The 15,698-nt window shown below is 61.5% G+C and carries 12 protein-coding genes; 3 read left to right on the forward strand and 9 right to left on the reverse strand.

Annotated features, from left to right (window positions below):
* Window positions 1-220: 220 nt before the first annotated feature.
* Window positions 221-1,333: an alkene reductase gene (locus Thiofri_RS21970; RefSeq protein ID WP_009148586.1), complete on the forward strand. Its 1,113-nt coding sequence runs from the start codon at window positions 221-223 to the stop codon at window positions 1,331-1,333.
* A gap of 63 nt (window positions 1,334-1,396) precedes the next feature.
* Here Thiofri_RS21970 and Thiofri_RS21975 read toward each other — a convergent pair whose 3' ends face one another.
* Both Thiofri_RS21975 and Thiofri_RS21980 read right to left on the reverse strand, forming a co-directional pair.
* Window positions 1,397-2,533 (reverse strand): cytochrome-c peroxidase, encoded by a 1,137-nt coding sequence (locus Thiofri_RS21975; RefSeq protein ID WP_009148587.1) that lies wholly within the window; start codon window positions 2,531-2,533, stop codon window positions 1,397-1,399.
* A 164-nt stretch (window positions 2,534-2,697) separates the two neighbouring features.
* Window positions 2,698-3,900 carry a YbfB/YjiJ family MFS transporter gene (locus tag Thiofri_RS21980; protein WP_009148588.1) on the reverse strand — a complete coding sequence of 401 codons (1,203 nt, stop codon included), beginning with the start codon at window positions 3,898-3,900 and terminating at the stop codon, window positions 2,698-2,700.
* A gap of 120 nt (window positions 3,901-4,020) precedes the next feature.
* On the opposite strand from Thiofri_RS21980, the gene Thiofri_RS21985 reads away from it, so the two are divergent.
* Window positions 4,021-4,515 (forward strand): cyclic nucleotide-binding domain-containing protein, encoded by a 495-nt coding sequence (locus Thiofri_RS21985; protein WP_009148589.1) that lies wholly within the window; start codon window positions 4,021-4,023, stop codon window positions 4,513-4,515.
* Window positions 4,516-4,562: 47 nt separating this feature from the next.
* Here Thiofri_RS21985 and lexA read toward each other — a convergent pair whose 3' ends face one another.
* The 6 genes from lexA to Thiofri_RS22015 all read right to left on the reverse strand — a co-directional run bounded on the left by lexA (window position 4,563) and on the right by Thiofri_RS22015 (window position 10,923).
* A complete protein-coding gene (gene lexA, locus Thiofri_RS21990; protein ID WP_009148590.1) occupies window positions 4,563-5,054 on the reverse strand; it encodes a transcriptional repressor LexA in 492 nt (163 codons plus the stop codon).
* Between the two features lie 183 nt (window positions 5,055-5,237).
* Entirely contained in the window at window positions 5,238-6,074 is an 837-nt protein-coding gene (locus Thiofri_RS21995) for an HlyC/CorC family transporter (RefSeq protein WP_040855764.1), read from the reverse strand.
* Window positions 6,052-6,633, reverse strand: a complete 582-nt coding sequence (gene ybeY / locus Thiofri_RS22000; RefSeq protein ID WP_009148592.1) for an rRNA maturation RNase YbeY — start codon at window positions 6,631-6,633, stop codon at window positions 6,052-6,054. Before ybeY ends, Thiofri_RS21995 begins: the two co-directional genes overlap by 23 nt.
* Window positions 6,634-6,641: 8 nt before the next feature.
* Window positions 6,642-7,652, reverse strand: a complete 1,011-nt coding sequence (locus Thiofri_RS22005) for a PhoH family protein (protein WP_009148593.1) — start codon at window positions 7,650-7,652, stop codon at window positions 6,642-6,644.
* Window positions 7,649-9,088, reverse strand: a complete 1,440-nt coding sequence (gene miaB, locus Thiofri_RS22010; protein WP_009148594.1) for a tRNA (N6-isopentenyl adenosine(37)-C2)-methylthiotransferase MiaB — start codon at window positions 9,086-9,088, stop codon at window positions 7,649-7,651. Before miaB ends, Thiofri_RS22005 begins: the two co-directional genes overlap by 4 nt.
* A gap of 134 nt (window positions 9,089-9,222) precedes the next feature.
* Window positions 9,223-10,923, reverse strand: a complete 1,701-nt coding sequence (locus tag Thiofri_RS22015) for an FAD-dependent oxidoreductase (RefSeq protein WP_009148595.1) — start codon at window positions 10,921-10,923, stop codon at window positions 9,223-9,225.
* 201 nt (window positions 10,924-11,124) lie between these two features.
* Here Thiofri_RS22015 and Thiofri_RS22020 point away from each other — a divergent pair, with 201 nt between their 5' ends.
* Window positions 11,125-11,502 (forward strand): hypothetical protein, encoded by a 378-nt coding sequence (locus tag Thiofri_RS22020; protein ID WP_009148596.1) that lies wholly within the window; start codon window positions 11,125-11,127, stop codon window positions 11,500-11,502.
* A 98-nt stretch (window positions 11,503-11,600) separates the two neighbouring features.
* On the opposite strand, the gene Thiofri_RS22025 is transcribed toward Thiofri_RS22020, so the two are convergent.
* Complete coding sequence (locus Thiofri_RS22025) at window positions 11,601-15,662, reverse strand: EAL domain-containing protein (RefSeq protein ID WP_009148597.1); 4,062 nt, start codon at window positions 15,660-15,662, stop codon at window positions 11,601-11,603.
* Window positions 15,663-15,698 lie beyond the last annotated feature (36 nt).

Here is a 15,698-nt window from a genome sequence, read left to right on the forward strand (position 1 = left end):
CAAGTCCCGGAGCATGACAATTTGGTAATCCTCCAATTTTGGTCAGCCCAGTCTGTTGCAGAAGCTCAAGGGGCGCAGCGAGCTGACGCGGCCGAGCCCCCCACGTCCATCACCCGATCCAAAACCGAAAACGCGTTTGCGATTGGTAGTTTTCCTGATGACACTTGGCGCCTGAGCTTCTAATCTGGATGGACACTTGCAACCTCCAGGAGAGATGAGAATGACTGAACGCGCCGATGATCCATTGTTTTCCCCGCTGACAGCCGGAGAGCTCGAGCTGCCCAATCGCATCGTTCTCGCGCCCCTGACGCGCTCGCGTGCCGGGCAGCCGGGCAATGTGCCCAGACAGCTGAATGCTGATTACTACGCCCAGCGCGCCGGTGCGGGACTGATCCTGTCAGAGGCGACCAATATCTCCCAGATCGCCACCGGCTATGCACTGACGCCCGGGATTTATACCGACCAGCAAGTCGCCGGCTGGCGTCTGGTGACCGATGCCGTGCATGCCGCCGGCGGGCGCATGTTGCTGCAGCTGTGGCATTGCGGGCGCATGTCGCATGAGTCCCTGCATCCAGGCGAGGCGCCGCGTGCGCCCTCGGCCATCCGCTGTGATAGTTGCCAAGTGTTCACTGTCGATGCCGAAGGCCGTGGCGGTCTGACACCGGTCTCCCCGCCGCAGGCCATGACCGCGGCTGAGATCAAATCCACTATCGACGACTACGCCCGCGCGGCGCGCAACGCCATGGCGGCCGGCTTTGACGGCGTGCAGGTGCACAGCGCCAATGGCTATCTGCTGCATCAGTTCCTCGCCAGCAACACCAACACCCGTACCGACGGCTATGGTGGCAGCTTGACCAATCGCTGCCGGCTGTTGTTTGAGGTGATGGACGCGGTGCTAGCCGAGGTGCCGGCAGGGCGCGTCAGTGTGCGTCTCTCCCCGCTGTTTGGCCTGAACGGCATGGCCGATGCCAACCCCGCCGACACCTTCGGCACCGTCGCCGCTCATCTCAACCGCCTGGGCATTGCCGTGCTAGAGATTGCCGATACCGATGTCATGGCCGGCGCCGAGCCACGCATGGAGCAGATGCGCGATTTCACCCGAAAGCGTTTCGATGGTGCTCTGATGTTGAATGGCGGTTACACGCCAGAGCGGGCACGCGCGACCATCTCCGCCGGCGATGGGGATTGCGTGTCCTTCGGGCGGCTGTTCCTGGCCAATCCGGATCTACCCGAGCGGATCGGCCGCGACGGCCCATACAACGAGCCGAACCAAGCCACTTTCTATGGCGGCGGGGCGGAAGGCTATACCGACTATCCAGCTCTGGCGGGCTGACCACCCGGGTCGGATGAGGCCGCTGCCCGCGCGGGCAGCGCCCAATAGTGACGACAAAGAGCTTTACAGCCTCGGCTTGGGTGTCGTGGCTGCTTCTACCGGCAGCATGGGATAGTCGATCTGCGGCGGCACGCCGGTCAGGCTGTGCAGAAAGGCCGCAATGGGCGCAATGTCCGCATCGGTCAGGTCAACGCCAAGCTGGGCCGAGCCCATGACGGCAATGGCCTCTTCCAGCGACCAGACCTGCCCGGAGTGGAAATAGGGCGCGGTCAGTGCGATGTTGCGCAGCGGCGCGGCACGGAAGACATACTCATCGCTTGGCGTATGCGTCACTGCAAAACGTCCCTTGTCTGCCGGCGGGCGAATGCGCTCGGCGGGCTTGCGGATCAGCCCGAAGGGAAAATACGCTTGTCCGCCCACATTCACTCCGTTATGGCAGGCGGTACAGCCCTTGTCGACAAAGCGCGCCACGCCTTGCTTGGCCAGTGGGTTGAGCGCGTCATCTTCGCCTTGCAGCCAACGGTCGAAGGGTGCGTTTGGTGTCACTAAAGTGGCCTCGTAGGCTTCGATTGCCTTGGTAAGATTATCGAAGCTCAGCGGGTCTTGATCGTCCGGAAAAGCGCTGGTGAAATTCTCAACGTACTCCGGCATGCTGCGCAGGGTTGCGACCGCCTGCTCCGGCGCATTCGCCATTTCGACAGCCGCTTGAATCGGGCCTTTGGCCTGGGCTTTGAGATCTGCGGCGCGGCCGTCCCAGAACTGCGCTGTGTTGTAAACCGCGTTGTAGACGGTCGGCGCATTGCGCGGCCCGCGCTGCCAGCCGTGCCCAACCGAGGTGGGCAAATTATCGTCACCACCGAGCGCCAGGTTATGGCAGGTGTGACAGCTAATGAGGTGGCTGGAGGACAAGCGCGGTTCAAAGAACAACTGCCGACCGAGTGCGATGCGCTCGGGTGTCAGCGCATTGCCGGTGACCGGACCGGGTCCGGCAGGCAGTGGCTTGAGCCCGGCGGACAGGGCCTTATTGCGCAGCGCAGCATCCGGGCTGGGCTGCGCGGGCACCGGCTCGAGTGGCGTTGAGGTAGCCACCGCAGGCTCAGTTGCAAGGATCTGGGGCGATGGACTGGTTGCCGGGCGGTCAAACAGCACAAGCAGCACCGCAGCCAACACCAGCAGGGACAGGATAGAAGAGGGTTTCATCGACGGCAAGCTCCCGAAGTGTGAGAGAGAAGGCGCCATTGTCGCTCACAACCAGCGCTGAGGCGATCACCGCGCGAATATACCGAAACCCTCTGAGATTTCGGCTCGTTCTGGGCCGGGTGACGACCCAAAACCGAAAATCCGTTTACGATTGGTATCAAGGATCAGTCTGAGTCATCCCGCTGCGGTAACAGACGCATTGCGACCAGGCAGCCCATTCCCAGCACCATGATGGCAGCGACCATCAGCAGCGACAGATCGAAGCGTCCGGTCCTCTCGGCCAACTCCCCCGCCACCACCGGAGCGATGATCTGCGCCACGCCATAGCCCAGCGTCAGCCGCGCCATAATGGCGGCAGGGTGCGCCGGATAGCGCACGCCAACCATGGTCAGCACCAGGGAGACGATACCAATAAAGGTAAAGCCAAACAGGATCGCGCTGATCACGGCCGCGACCAGGGTGGTGCTGAAGACCGGTAGCAGAATGCCAAGGATTTGCAGTCCGTAGCCCCACTGCAGGGCGCTTAAATAACCCAGGCGGCGCGCCAGACGGTCCCAGAGCAGCGGGGCGGGCGCGGCAGCCAGGCCGACCAGCATCCACATCAAACCGCCTTGTCCAGCCAAGGCCGGTTGTTGCTCGGTAATCAGCACAGTAAAGGTGGCATTGACCACATATCCAAAGCCCGCGCACAGGTAGGCCGCTTGCAGCAGCCACAACCACAGGGGGCCGGGTTCTTGAATGCCGGCGCTATGATGCGGCGCCAGTGGAGTGCCCTGGTTCGGTCGCGGCAACCAGCCCCAAGCGGGCACCAGTAGCAACGCGCCCAGGGCGGTGAGCAGCCACCATTGGCCGCGCCAGTCTGTCGCCAGCGCGGCCAGCTCCACCACCAAAGCACCGAACAAAATACCAAGACCAATGCCGCTGAAGTGCAGGCCCAGTTCGCTGCGGTGGCCGTGACGGATGAGCCAATTCAGAATCAGTCCGGAACCCAGCATCAGCCCGCCCGCCGTGCTAAGTCCGGCCAGATAGCGGCTCACGCCCCACAGCAGGGGCGCGTCGCCGAGCGCCATCATCGCGGTGGTCAACACCGCCAGCACCAGGGCGATGCGATAGAGCCGGTCCTTGAGCATCAGGTCCTTCATCGCGGTGATCAGCAGCAACCCGGACAGGTAGCCGAGATAATTCCACCCCGCCAGCCATCCGGCCAACGCATCGCTCAGCCCTGTTTGTGCCTGCATGTAGGCAAGCATTGGGGTGTAGGCAAAGCGGGCCACGCCCATGGTGAGCACCAGGGCAAAAATGCCCGAGGCGAGAACGCGCAGAGACCCTGACCCTTGCGAACCAAGCCTGTTCTTGTTGTTTGCCATCCGATTCGCTTTCAATCCTGGTGTTACAGAACCCAAACCTGCCAGCCGGATCCGCAGACACTTACCGGCTCGATCTGCAATAATCGCCCAAAACCAACGAACTGATCGAGAAAAATCGCCATGAAAGATGCCGAAAAGATCCAAGCCCTGTCCCAATCCGTACTGGGGGGCGAACTCGACAAGGACCAGGCCAGCCAGCTGGCCGCGCTCATGGGAGTGATCACACTCGAGCCGGGCGAGACCTTGGTCGCCGAAAACGAGCAGCGCGGAACCCTTTTTGTACTGGCCCGCGGCCGACTGCAAGTCTGCAAGCTGGTCGGGGAGCGCGAGGAGACCGTTTATTTGATGCACCCGGGCGAGTGTGCAGGCACCCGCGCCTTCATTGACGGAACACCGCGCCGCGCGGCCTTGCGCGCGGAGGACCAGGGGTCGGAACAAACCCTGGTACTGTCACTTGAACCCGAGATCTTCGACACCCTGATCGAGCCAGCGCCGCGATTGGCACACAAGGTCATGCGCGCGATCTTCTGCGTCACCCACCGCAACCTGATGCGCATGAACTTGGAAAGCGCTGAAATGCGCAACTACCTGCTAAAAACCGGCGGGCGTTACTGAGCGAAAAACCTCGCCCTCTAAAGGCTGCGGCCTTCTAGGCCGTCAAACTAGCCCGTCAAACGCATGACCCCGGTGACAATGCCGAGGATTTCAATATCCTCGTGGCGCAGGTAGATGGGTGCCATCTCAGGGTGCGCGGGCTGCAAGCGGATACCGTCGCGCTCGATGAAAAACCGCTTGAGGGTGACCTGATCGCCGTTGATCTGGGCAACGACTGTCTCGCCGTTTTCGACACTCTGGCGCTGTTCGACAATAATGATATCGCCGTCCTGAATCTGGTCTTCGGTCATGGAGTGACCACGCACCCGCAGCGCATAGCTGGCTTTGCGGGTCATGTGCGCGGGGACGCGAATGGTCTCGCGGTCTTCGAGCGCCTCTATCGGCAGACCGGCGGCAACCGTGCCGAGGATAGGCAGTTCCCGGCCTTGCTCGAGCTCCAGGTCGATAGGGCTCAGGTTTAACGTCCAGGTAGGAATATGCCGGGGTTTGGGCAGACGCTGGGAGGCATGATTAGGAATCAGCAAGGCGGGTTGGGACACGGCGGACCTCCGGGGAGTCGGTGCATGAGAGCCCGGCGAAGGGCTTGAGCCGGACAGCGCAGTAATTGGCTCGACCTTCAGTCTAGCCGAGCATTGCGACAAAGACTGACTTCAGGGCGGGCACGAAACTTGCTGCGCCGTTGAATCACAATGACTAAAACGGCTGCTTCAAGGCAAAATCACCTAGGCACGGACACTGAGCAGATGCACGCGGCGGCTGTCGGCGCGCAGCACGGTGAAACGAAAGCCGTCGATTTGGACCCGCTCGCCGCGCACCGGAAGTTTGCCGAGCGCATGCACCACCAGCCCGCCGATGGTATCGACGTCATCGCCGCTTAGCGTGCTGCCGAAGTACTCGTTAAAGTCTTCGATGCTGGTGCGGGCCTTCACGGTGTAGTCGCCCTGGCCGCGCTTAAAGATGAAAGCACCTTCGTCAAAGTCGTGCTCATCTTCGATTTCCCCGACAATCTGCTCGAGCACATCCTCAATGGTGGCCAGGCCGGCGGCCGCGCCGTATTCATCGACCACAATGGCCATGTGATTGCGGCTGCCGCGAAACTCCTTTAGCAGCACGTTCAGCCGCTTGCTCTCGGGCACGAAAATGGCGCTGCGCAGGTGGTCGCGGATGTTAAACGGGCGGGTGTTGGACTTGGTGCAGTAGGCCAGCAAGTCCTTGGCCAGCAGAATACCGAGCACCTCGCCCTTGTCCTCACCGGTGACAGGGAAGCGCGAGTGCGAAGATTCCACCGCGATGGCAAGAATCTCCTCAAGCGAGGCGTCGCGGCGGACGGTGACCATTTCAGCGCGCGGGATCATGATGTCCTCGGCGCGCAGGTCGGCGACCTGGAGCACGCCCTCAATCATGCTCAGCCCATCGCGGTCGAGCAGCGCGCGGCGCTCGGCATCGCGCAGAATTTCAAGCAGTTGGTTTTTGTCGCGCGGCTCGCCGCCGAGCAACTGGCACAGACGTTTGCGCCAGTCGCTAAGCGGCTTGCCGCTACGCGGTCGATCGCTGGTCATCGGGTCCACTGCCTGATTCATAGGGTGTATCAAATCCAATTTCTGTAAGAATACGGGTCTCCAAGGCTTCCATCGCCGACGCTTGCTCGTCGCTCTGGTGATCCTGGCCGAGCAGATGCAGGGTGCCATGCACAACCATGTGCGCCCAATGCGCCCGGGGGGATTTATCCTGGTCGGCAGCTTCGGCAATCACCACGGGCGCGCAGATGACCAGATCGCCGAGCAGATCAGTGGCGGGCGCGCCGGGCGGGTGCTCAAAGGGAAAAGACAGCACATTGGTCGGCCCCGTCCGGCCACGATAGGTGCGGTTCAGAGCGGCGCTTTCGGCCTCGTCCACCAGGCGAATGGTCATTTCGGTCGCCGCTGGTGTTGGCCGTCCGGCGAGGAGAGCCGCACTGGCCCAGCACGCGAGATCTTCCTGCGTCGGTACTTCTGCCAGAGTGGCGCACTGCACATCGAGCACCAAGGGGGCCGCGTCTTTGGCAAGGGACTCCCTGGACTTGGAGGCTGGGGCCTGATCGGTGAGCATGGGATCGTTAGGCATGGGATTGGCAAGCATGGGCGGTTTCAGCCGGCAGCGGCCAGGTCTGGTTGGTGCTGATCGTGATGATCGTAGGCATTGACGATGCGCTGCACCAAGGAATGGCGCACCACATCCCGCGAGGTGAAGAAGGTGAAGCTGATGCCCTCAATCTCGCGCAGCACATCGACTGCCTGGCGCAGCCCCGAAGGCTGACCGCGTGGCAGATCGACCTGGGTGACATCGCCAGTAACGACGGCCTTGGAGCCGAAGCCAATGCGGGTCAGAAACATCTTCATCTGCTTAGGCGTGGTGTTCTGGGCTTCGTCGAGAATAATAAAGGCGTCGTTCAGGGTGCGCCCACGCATGTAGGCCAGCGGCGCAACTTCGATCACATTGCGCTCGATGAGTTTGTTCACCCGCTCGAAGCCGAGCATTTCAAAGAGCGCATCGTAGAGCGGGCGCAGGTAGGGGTCGATCTTCTGCGCCAGGTCGCCTGGCAGAAAGCCCAGGCGCTCGCCGGCCTCGACCGCCGGGCGCACCAACAGCAGGCGTCGCACGCGTTCGGTCTCCAGCGCTTCAACCGCGCTGGCCACCGCTAGATAGGTCTTGCCAGTGCCGGCCGGGCCGATGCCAAAGTTAATATCGTGGCGCAAAATGGCGTGCAGATAGGCCTGCTGGCTAGGGCCACGCGCGCGGATCAGGCCACGCTTGGTTTTAATCAGAATCTCCGGCAGCTCGGCCTCGCTGAGGGCGGCACCAATGCCTGACTCCTGTCCAGCTTGCTGCCAGGTTTGCTGCAAGTGTAAATGCACGGTCTCGGGCGAGAGAATTTCCTCATCAGTCAGGGCATACAGATCGCGCAGCAACTGTTCGCCATGGGGCAGGGTCGCGGCCTGGCCAATGAGACGAAAACTCATGCCACGGTTATTGATCTCGATGCCAAGCCGGCGTTCGATCAAGCGCAGGTGCTGGTCGAACTGCCCGCACAGATTGGCCAGGCGGATGTTGTCCTCGGGCACGAGTTCGAGATCGAGACTGTCTGCGGGGTTGGTCAAGATAGGGTGAAAGTGCCGGTGGCGATGCTGGCAGCCTTGCTGGGCTCAATCTGGGGGACCCCTGCCTCGCGAAGACACTCGCCGCGCAGGGAATTGGGCAACGCCTCGGTGATGCACACATCGACAAAGGAGCCGAGCAGCTCGCCCGGAGCGTCGAGATTCACCACCCGGTTGTTTTCAGTCCGCCCGCTCAGCTGCGCCGGGTCGCGTTTGGACGGACGCTCAAGCAGCACGCGCTGGACGCCACCAACCATGGATTGACTGATGGCCTGGGCCTGGGTGTTGATCAGCGCCTGCAAGCGTTCGAGCCTTTGTTGCTTCACGGCATCTGGGGTGTCATCCGGATAGTTGGCCGCTGGGGTACCGGGGCGCGCGCTGAAGATGAAGCTGAAGGACTGATCGAAGCCGATGTCCTCAATGAGCTGGAGCGTAGCCTCAAAATCTGCCTCGGTCTCGCCCGGAAAGCCGACAATAAAGTCCGAGGCGATGCTGATATTGGGCCGCACCGCACGCAGGCGGCGAATTTTGTCCCGATACTCCAGCGCCGTGTGGCCGCGCTGCATCAGCGCCAGAATGCGATCCGAGCCGCTTTGCACCGGCAGATGCAGAAAATCGACCAGCTCGGGCACCTCGGCGTAGGCATCAATTAACTCGTCAGAAAACTCCACCGGATGCGAGGTGGTAAAGCGAATGCGTTCAATGCCCTCGATGGCCGCCACTTGGTGAATCAACAGCGCCAAATCACCCGGCTCGCCGTCGTCCATCAGGCCACAATAGGCGTTGACATTCTGCCCCAGCAGATTGATCTCACGCACGCCCTGCGAGGCTAAGGCCATCACCTCGGCGACGACATCATCGAAAGGTCGGCTAACCTCGGGGCCACGGGTGTAGGGCACCACGCAGTAGGTGCAGTATTTCGAGCAGCCCTCCATCACCGAGACGTAGGCGCTTGGCCCGTCCGCCCGAGGTGTTGGCAGATGATCGAATTTTTCAAGCTCAGGGAAGGAGACATCGATCCGCGTCCCGCCGCGCTGAATCTGGGCACCGCTGCGCTGGCTGGGCGCCCCGCTGCGTTCCGCGCGCAGGGCGTCGAGCATGGCAGGCACGCGGTGCAGAGTCTGGGGACCGAAAATCAGGTCGACAAAGGGCGCACGCTCGCGCAGCGCCTCGCCTTCCTGACTGGCGACACAGCCGCCCACGCCGATGACCAAGTCAGGTCGCCGGGCCTTGAGCGGGCGCCAGCGCCCGAGCAGGGAGAAGACTTTCTCCTGTGCCTTCTCGCGGATAGAGCAGGTGTTCAGCACCAGGACATCGGCATCCTCGGGCCGATCAACCCGGATCATGCCGTGGGACTCGCGCAGAAGATCGGCGATACGACCGGAGTCGTATTCGTTCATCTGGCAGCCCTGGGTCTGGATGTAGAGCTTTGCGGTCATCAAGTTGGCGCAACGGCAGGTTCGCCGTAGAAGCAGGGCGGACAAGGCTAGACCATTGTCCGCCCGCGGTCCAGTATCAGGCGCCGAGCGGTGCGACCCTGGATGCGACCCTGGAAGCGATCACGCAATAGCGGCTATTTCTCACGTGGGAAAGGCCAGGCCATAATGCCACCTTCCATCACCTTCAGATTGCGCCAGCCATGGGCTTTCAGGATGGATGAAACCTCGTAGCCGCGCAGGGAGATTTTGCAGTAGAGAATGATCTCTTTGTCCTTGTCCTGTGGCAGCTCCTCAAGACGGTCGCGAATGGCGCCCTGGGGGATGAGTGTTTCGCCGATACCTAGCCGCATTTGCTCATATTCCGCCGGGTTGCGAGTGTCGAGAATAAACACATCCTCGCCAGCATCGACCTTGCGCTTGACCTCGCTGACCGATATCCCCTGCATGCGACCTTTCAGTTTATTCTCAAGCGCATGGGCCGCGATGATGACGTGGTCGAGCGCGAGCGAATAGGGTGGCGCGTAGGGCAGATCGGCATTCACCATGTCAGTCACAGTGAGCTTACCCATAATCGCGGTGGCCATAATGGCGACCCGCTTGCTGACATCGCCCGGACCAACGCAATGAAAGCCCAGAATGCGGCCGCTGCCGCGCTCGGCCACCAGCTTGCTGATCAGCAATTTGCCTCCCATGAACACCGGGATATCCAGGCCCGAGATGACCACGGTTTCGACATCCAGCCCGGCGGCGCGAGCGGCGACGTCTGACAGGCCGGTAACGCCGACAGTGAAGTCGAAGATCTTGCAAATACCGGTCTGGGTGTTGCCGGGAAAGCGTGCGCTGCCGGGTTCGATCACATTCTGCCCGACCACGCGCCCCTGGAGATTGGCCAGGTCACCATAGGGCGCGCGATTCTGCTCCTGGGTAATCAGCGAGGTGCATTCCACGCAGTCGCCAGCGGCATAGATGTCCGGGTCGGAGGTTTGCATGAACTCATTGACCCGGATGCCACCCTTGGCGCCGATCTCAAGCCCGGCCATCTGGGCCAGGGCGATATTGGGTCGCACACCCACGGCAATCACGGCCAGCTGGGCCGGTAGCTCGGTGCCGTTGTCGAGCTTCACGCCAGTAAGCTGGCCGTCCTCGCCAAGAAACTCCGCCACGCCGTTACCGACGATAATGTCCGCGCCCTGAAGACGGGTGTGGTTCTCAACCAGTTTGGCCAGATCGGAATCGAGGAAAGGCAGAACCTGCGGGGTTTTTTCAATAATGGTGGTCTCGATGCCGGCCAGGCGCAGTGCCTCGCAGACTTCAAAGCCGATCAGCCCACCGCCAACAATAATGGCGCGGGTGACCTTGCCCTCGTCGCGAATGCTGCGCAGGGCATCGGCATCCGCCATGGAGTGCAGTGTCAGCACGCCTTCGAGGTCAAACCCAGGCGCAACCGGGCAGACGGGCGCTGCGCCTGTGGCCAGCACTAAGCTGTCGTAAGAGACTGTGCCATTTTCTTCCGTGTCCAGATTCTTGTAGGTGACGGTTTTGTTGGCGGGGTCGATGTTGATCGCCTCGGTGCGCACCAGGGCATTGATGCGCTTGGCCTTGTCGAAGAACTTCGGATCGCGCGGAATGCCCGCCGGGGTGCACACCAGCAGATTGCGATCATCGAAGGTGCCACCGATGTAGTAGGGATAGCCACAGGAGGCCATGGAGAGGTCCGGATCGCGTTGGATCAGGGTGATCTCAGCAAATTCATCCGTGCGCCGCGCCTTTGCAGCAGCCTTAGGGCCGGCTGCCGAGCCGCCGATGATCACGATTTTTTTGGGTTCAGAAGACATGGTTCGACCTGCTTAAAATTAAGGACTAAAAAATTTCCAGGTGGCCAGATGCTAAGCCATGATATTGAGCAGCCCCCGGCTGAGGACTTGTTGTAGTCAGTCCAGCCAGTCCGCGCCAAGCCGCTGGAGCAAAGAGACTCGCGCGAACCATTCACGCTATAGTTGCAAGCCCTGATAACACACTTCAAGGAGTTCCGACCCATGCTTTATCGACTGTTCAATTCGACCCGCTCGAGCACGGCCCAAATCAAACCCGGCATCACTGCCGCCCTGCTTGGCCTGGCACTCACCGGCTGCAGCGGCGGCGGCTTGATCGCACCTGAGACCCCGCAATCCAACGACTTTCTTAATCAGCTCAGCGCCAACTGCGGCAAGTTGAACATTGGCAATCAGCCGATCGACTATCTGCTGAACATGGACAGCAACGATACCTATTTCATCGACGAGGCTAGCAAGCTCTCGGCAGGCACTGTTGACAAGGCCACCTTCGCCAGCGACATCAATGCGTTTTATCCGACCGGACGCAATCAGGCTGCGCTTGAGTGCATTTTCACGCAACTCGGAACCAGCGCACCATGACAATTGGATGACGGGCAATTTGGGGATGAACGACCCGGCCGTGCTTGGCCGGGCCGAGACGGCTCTGCGGGGGATTTTTTGGGCAAATACATTCGCCCTTACAATTCGTTTGCGAAGCGGACGAACTCAGCAGCCGGTAGTGGTTTGGCGAACAGATAGCCCTGGCCAAGTTTGCAGCCCTCTTTGAGCAGGAAATTTTGCTGCTGTTCGGTTTCTATGCCCTCGGCGAGCAATTCAAGCGACAGGCTGGTACCGAGCGCGATGATGGCGCGCACAATGGCGACATCGTTGGTATCTTCCGGGATGTCCGACACGAAGGAACGGTCGATCTTTAATTTGGTCAGCGGCAGGCGTTTCAGATAGCTCATTGATGAGTAACCGGTGCCAAAGTCATCCACGGCAATCTTCACCCCAGCCTGGCGCAACTGGCGCAGGCAGTCGATGGAACGGCGCGGCGATTGCATCACGGTGGATTCGGTAATCTCGATTTCCAACGCAGCCGGTGCCAGACCGCTCTGCTCCAGGATGCTGAGCACCTTCTCTGCCAGTTCCTCCTGCTCGAACTGGCGCGCAGACAGATTCACCGACATCATCACCTCGGGCGCCACCACTCCAGCCTCACGCCAGACACGCATCTGCTCGCAGGCAGTGCGCAGCACCCAGTCGCCCAGGGGATTGATCAGGCCGGATTCCTCCGCCAGCGGAATAAAGCGCCCCGGTGCGATCAGGCCCTGCTCGGGATGGCGCCAGCGCACCAGCGCCTCAATGCCGCTTAAGCCACCCGCGCGCAAGTCGATCTGCGGCTGGTAGTGCAACTCGAATTGCTCTTGCTCCAGAGCCTCCTGCAGGTTCGCCTCCAGCAGCAGGCGATCGCGCGCATCGGCGGTCAGTTCCTCGGTGAAAAAGCGCGAAGTCTTGCCGCCATCGGCCTTGGCCGAGTAGAGCGCGGCATCGGCCTTGCGCAGAAGATCATCGGCCGTGTTGCCCTGCGCCGGATAGACGGCGATGCCGATGCTGGCTCCCACCAGAACCCGCTGGCCATGCAGCATGAAGGGCGGCTGTAGCGCCTCGTGGATGCGCTCGGCAAAGCCGCTCGGCTCGCGCTTGTGGTGGAAGGGCACAGGAATAATGCCGAACTCATCACCGCCGAGGCGCGCCAGAGTTTCGTGCTCACCCACCAATTGCTGAAGGCGCGCGGCGACAGACTTGAGCACCTCGTCACCGTCATGATGATCGAAGCTGTCGTTGATGTGCTTGAAGCGGTCCAGATCGACGATCATCACTGCCAGACTAGCCCCGCGCCGGCGCGCCTCGGCAATGCCAGCGCTCAGACGGTCGGCAAACAGCAGGCGATTGGGCAGACTGGTGAGTAGATCATACTGCGACAGACGCAGCACGCTGAGTTCACTGCGTCTGAGTTCCGCGGCCACCGCCAGTTGCTCGGTAATATCCCGGGCGATTTCGATAATGCCAACAACCTGACCATGCTCGTCAAGAAGTGGACTGGCTGAAATCTCGTAGCTCTGCTGATCCGGTTCCTCACTGTCGGATTCATCGAGATGCACCACTTTGGCCGGCTTGTGGTCTTTCAGCACCGAGGCAAGCGGGCAGTCGAGCTCGCGCTTGGCGCAGGGCACATCGCTGCCGTAGAGCAGCGTATGACAGCTAAGATCGGCCAGAGACAGGCCACGCGCCTCAGCACGACGGGCTGCGGCACTGTTTACCCGGATCAGGCGATAGTCTTCACCAATCACCATGATGGGATCATCAATACCGTCGATGACATGCTGCAGGAAGGTGCGCTCCTGCGCCAGTTCCGCCCCGACCTGGCGCCGCTCAGTCACATCGAGCCCGGAACTCAGGGTGCCGATAATGCGGCCATCAGCGTCGCGCAGAGGGCTGTTGCGCCAGCTAACAGTGTATTCCTTCCCATCAGCGGACAGGATGGGTCCATCGACATCTTCGGTCAGCTCAATCTCGCCCTGAAGCATCCGCTCAAAGGCATCCCGTGCCGCAGGCCGCTGCTTGGCAGGCAGAAAATGCTCGTACCAATCGCATCCGACAATGTCGGCCTCGGCGCGACCGAGCAGCGCGCAGCCCTTGTCGTTGACCATGGTGACGCGGCCACGGGTGTCAAGCGCCACCATCACCACACCGGCCACCTTCAGGTAATCCGCCGCGCGTTGCCGCTCGCGTTCAACATCGGCCAGCGCCCTTTTTAGTGGCGTGACATCGGTGTGAGTGCCAACCAGACGCAGCGGCTCGCCATCGGCGTCGCGCACTAGGTAGGCGCGCGTGAGTACATCAACCCAATGCCCTGCCTTGTGCCTGAGCCGAATATCCATCGCGAAATCGGCCTCCTTGCCGGCGATCACCGCATCCAGCAGCTTCCAGGCGCGTTTGTCGGTCCCGGGTTCGACCAGACGCTGCCAGGTTGACATGTCATTGGGCAATTCTTCGTCGCGGTAGCCGAGCATTTCCTTCCACAGTGGCGCGAGGTAAATCTCCTGCGTTTTGAGGTTCAGATCCCAGAGTCCGTCATGGGTGCCGCGCATGGCCAGCTCCAGACGCTCCTCGCTGCGGCGCAGCGCTTCCTCACTGCGCACCAGCTCGGAAATATCCTCCGCCATCGACAGCACTCGGGCGTGCCCGTCGATTTCGATCAGGGTGCCAGAATACTGTAGCTCCAGGCAGTCTCCGTCGCTCTTGCGGCCGCTCACGCGACTGTTGCGCACCGCGCCATCGCGCCGCAATTGCTCGAGCATGGCCTCGCGCTGATCGGGGGTTGTCAACCCAAGCTCTGGCCAAGTGTGCCCAACTGCCTGCTCGCGCGTATAGCCCGTGATACGCTCGAAACTCGGATTGACCTCGATCAGCTTGCCGGTCTCTGGGTCGGAGAAGCTCATGAGCGTGCCGGTCGCCCGGAACAGGCGATCAAACAGCGTGGCATATTCCTGGTGCCGTGACTCAGCCTCTTTGCGCTCGCCGATGTACTGCAGCATGCCGCGGATATGGCGCGCCTTGCCGTGAGCGTCGCGCACCACCTCCGCAGTGACGCTGAGCCAGGTAATGCTGCCTTCGGGGAAGCGCACTCGAAACTCGCAGGCCAATGCCTGGCCAGTCGCAAGCGCTTTATCGAGCACCTGATTGAACCGATCGCGATCCCCGGGATCCACCATTTGCTCAAACAGGCTCCGCAACGGCCGCTCGTGCATATCGGCCCGCCAGCCGATCAGGGATTCGACCTCCGGCGACCAATCAACCCGGCCCGAGCGCAGATCGCATGACCAGAAACCGATGCGCGCGAAACGGCGTACCGCCTGCAATTCGCTTTCGCGCAGCTCAAAACTACCGAGCAGCGCGTCGACGTCCCTGGCCAAGCCCTCCAGCTCATCAATGGCCCTTGCCGGGGCAATGACTTGTTCGCACGTGCTCTCTTCTGCGGTGACCTCTGCGACCGCTTGGAGTCGTGTGCGCAGGTGACGCAAGCGCCTACCCGGTAGCGCGCGCAGCAGCACTGCCATGGCGACCAGCAACAGCAGCCAGACGATCAGATCTCCCGGCAGAGTGGTTGCCCATTGGCGGGCTCCCGCCTGTCGCAGACCTTTCTCCGGCGCGCTCAACACAAAATCCAGCGCTGGCAGCGGCTCGGCATGGCAATGCCCACAGCCATCGGCACGCGGAATCGGGATGGCGACGCGATAGATTGCCCCTTCACGACCGGCGTCGATTCCATGCGCTGATAACTCTCCGGGGCCAGATCGCGCTTCGATATTGATATCGAGCGCCAGCTCGGCTGGCAGCGACAGGCTGGTATCGGCATGCAACCGGGCCAGCAGGGCATCGGACAGAAAGCCGGCTCCCGCAGTGGTCAGTGAGTCTGGTGGGTCAGCCAGGGGTTGGACGACAGCCGGTCGATCAGGGATTGCCGCCTGGTCGAAAGCGTGGAATCCCTGATGCAGGCGCTGCATTCGCTCGCTGAGAATCTGCGCCTCGCTCGCCAAGGTCGCATGTAACTGACTGACCATGCGCCGGTAGGCCTGATACTCCAAGGCCGCGAAGGCAAGCGTTAGCAGGATGGAGAGCAGGAGCCAGAGCTTGACCCAAAGCGGCAGGCCGTCCCGGAGCGGGTCCCTTGATGGTCCTTGCGAGCTGCTCATTACATTGCTAGAGCCCAAGTCGAGGCATTCAAATTT

Source organism: Thiorhodovibrio frisius (assembly GCF_033954835.1).
GTDB lineage: Bacteria > Pseudomonadota > Gammaproteobacteria > Chromatiales > Chromatiaceae > Thiorhodovibrio > Thiorhodovibrio frisius.

What these genes read in the sequence shown, in the direction of transcription:
- Thiofri_RS21970 (WP_009148586.1), top strand. Translation starts at nt 221, where the DNA reads ATGACTGAACGCGCCGATGATCCATTGTTTTCCCCGCTGACAGCCGGA.
- Thiofri_RS21975 (WP_009148587.1), bottom strand. Translation starts at nt 2,533, where the DNA reads ATGAAACCCTCTTCTATCCTGTCCCTGCTGGTGTTGGCTGCGGTGCTG.
- Thiofri_RS21980 (WP_009148588.1), bottom strand. Translation starts at nt 3,900, where the DNA reads ATGGCAAACAACAAGAACAGGCTTGGTTCGCAAGGGTCAGGGTCTCTG.
- Thiofri_RS21985 (WP_009148589.1), top strand. Translation starts at nt 4,021, where the DNA reads ATGAAAGATGCCGAAAAGATCCAAGCCCTGTCCCAATCCGTACTGGGG.
- Thiofri_RS21995 (WP_040855764.1), bottom strand. Translation starts at nt 6,074, where the DNA reads ATGACCAGCGATCGACCGCGTAGCGGCAAGCCGCTTAGCGACTGGCGC.
- ybeY (WP_009148592.1), bottom strand. Translation starts at nt 6,633, where the DNA reads ATGCTTGCCAATCCCATGCCTAACGATCCCATGCTCACCGATCAGGCC.
- miaB (WP_009148594.1), bottom strand. Translation starts at nt 9,088, where the DNA reads ATGACCGCAAAGCTCTACATCCAGACCCAGGGCTGCCAGATGAACGAA.
- Thiofri_RS22015 (WP_009148595.1), bottom strand. Translation starts at nt 10,923, where the DNA reads ATGTCTTCTGAACCCAAAAAAATCGTGATCATCGGCGGCTCGGCAGCC.
- Thiofri_RS22020 (WP_009148596.1), top strand. Translation starts at nt 11,125, where the DNA reads ATGCTTTATCGACTGTTCAATTCGACCCGCTCGAGCACGGCCCAAATC.
- Thiofri_RS22025 (WP_009148597.1), bottom strand. Translation starts at nt 15,662, where the DNA reads ATGAGCAGCTCGCAAGGACCATCAAGGGACCCGCTCCGGGACGGCCTG.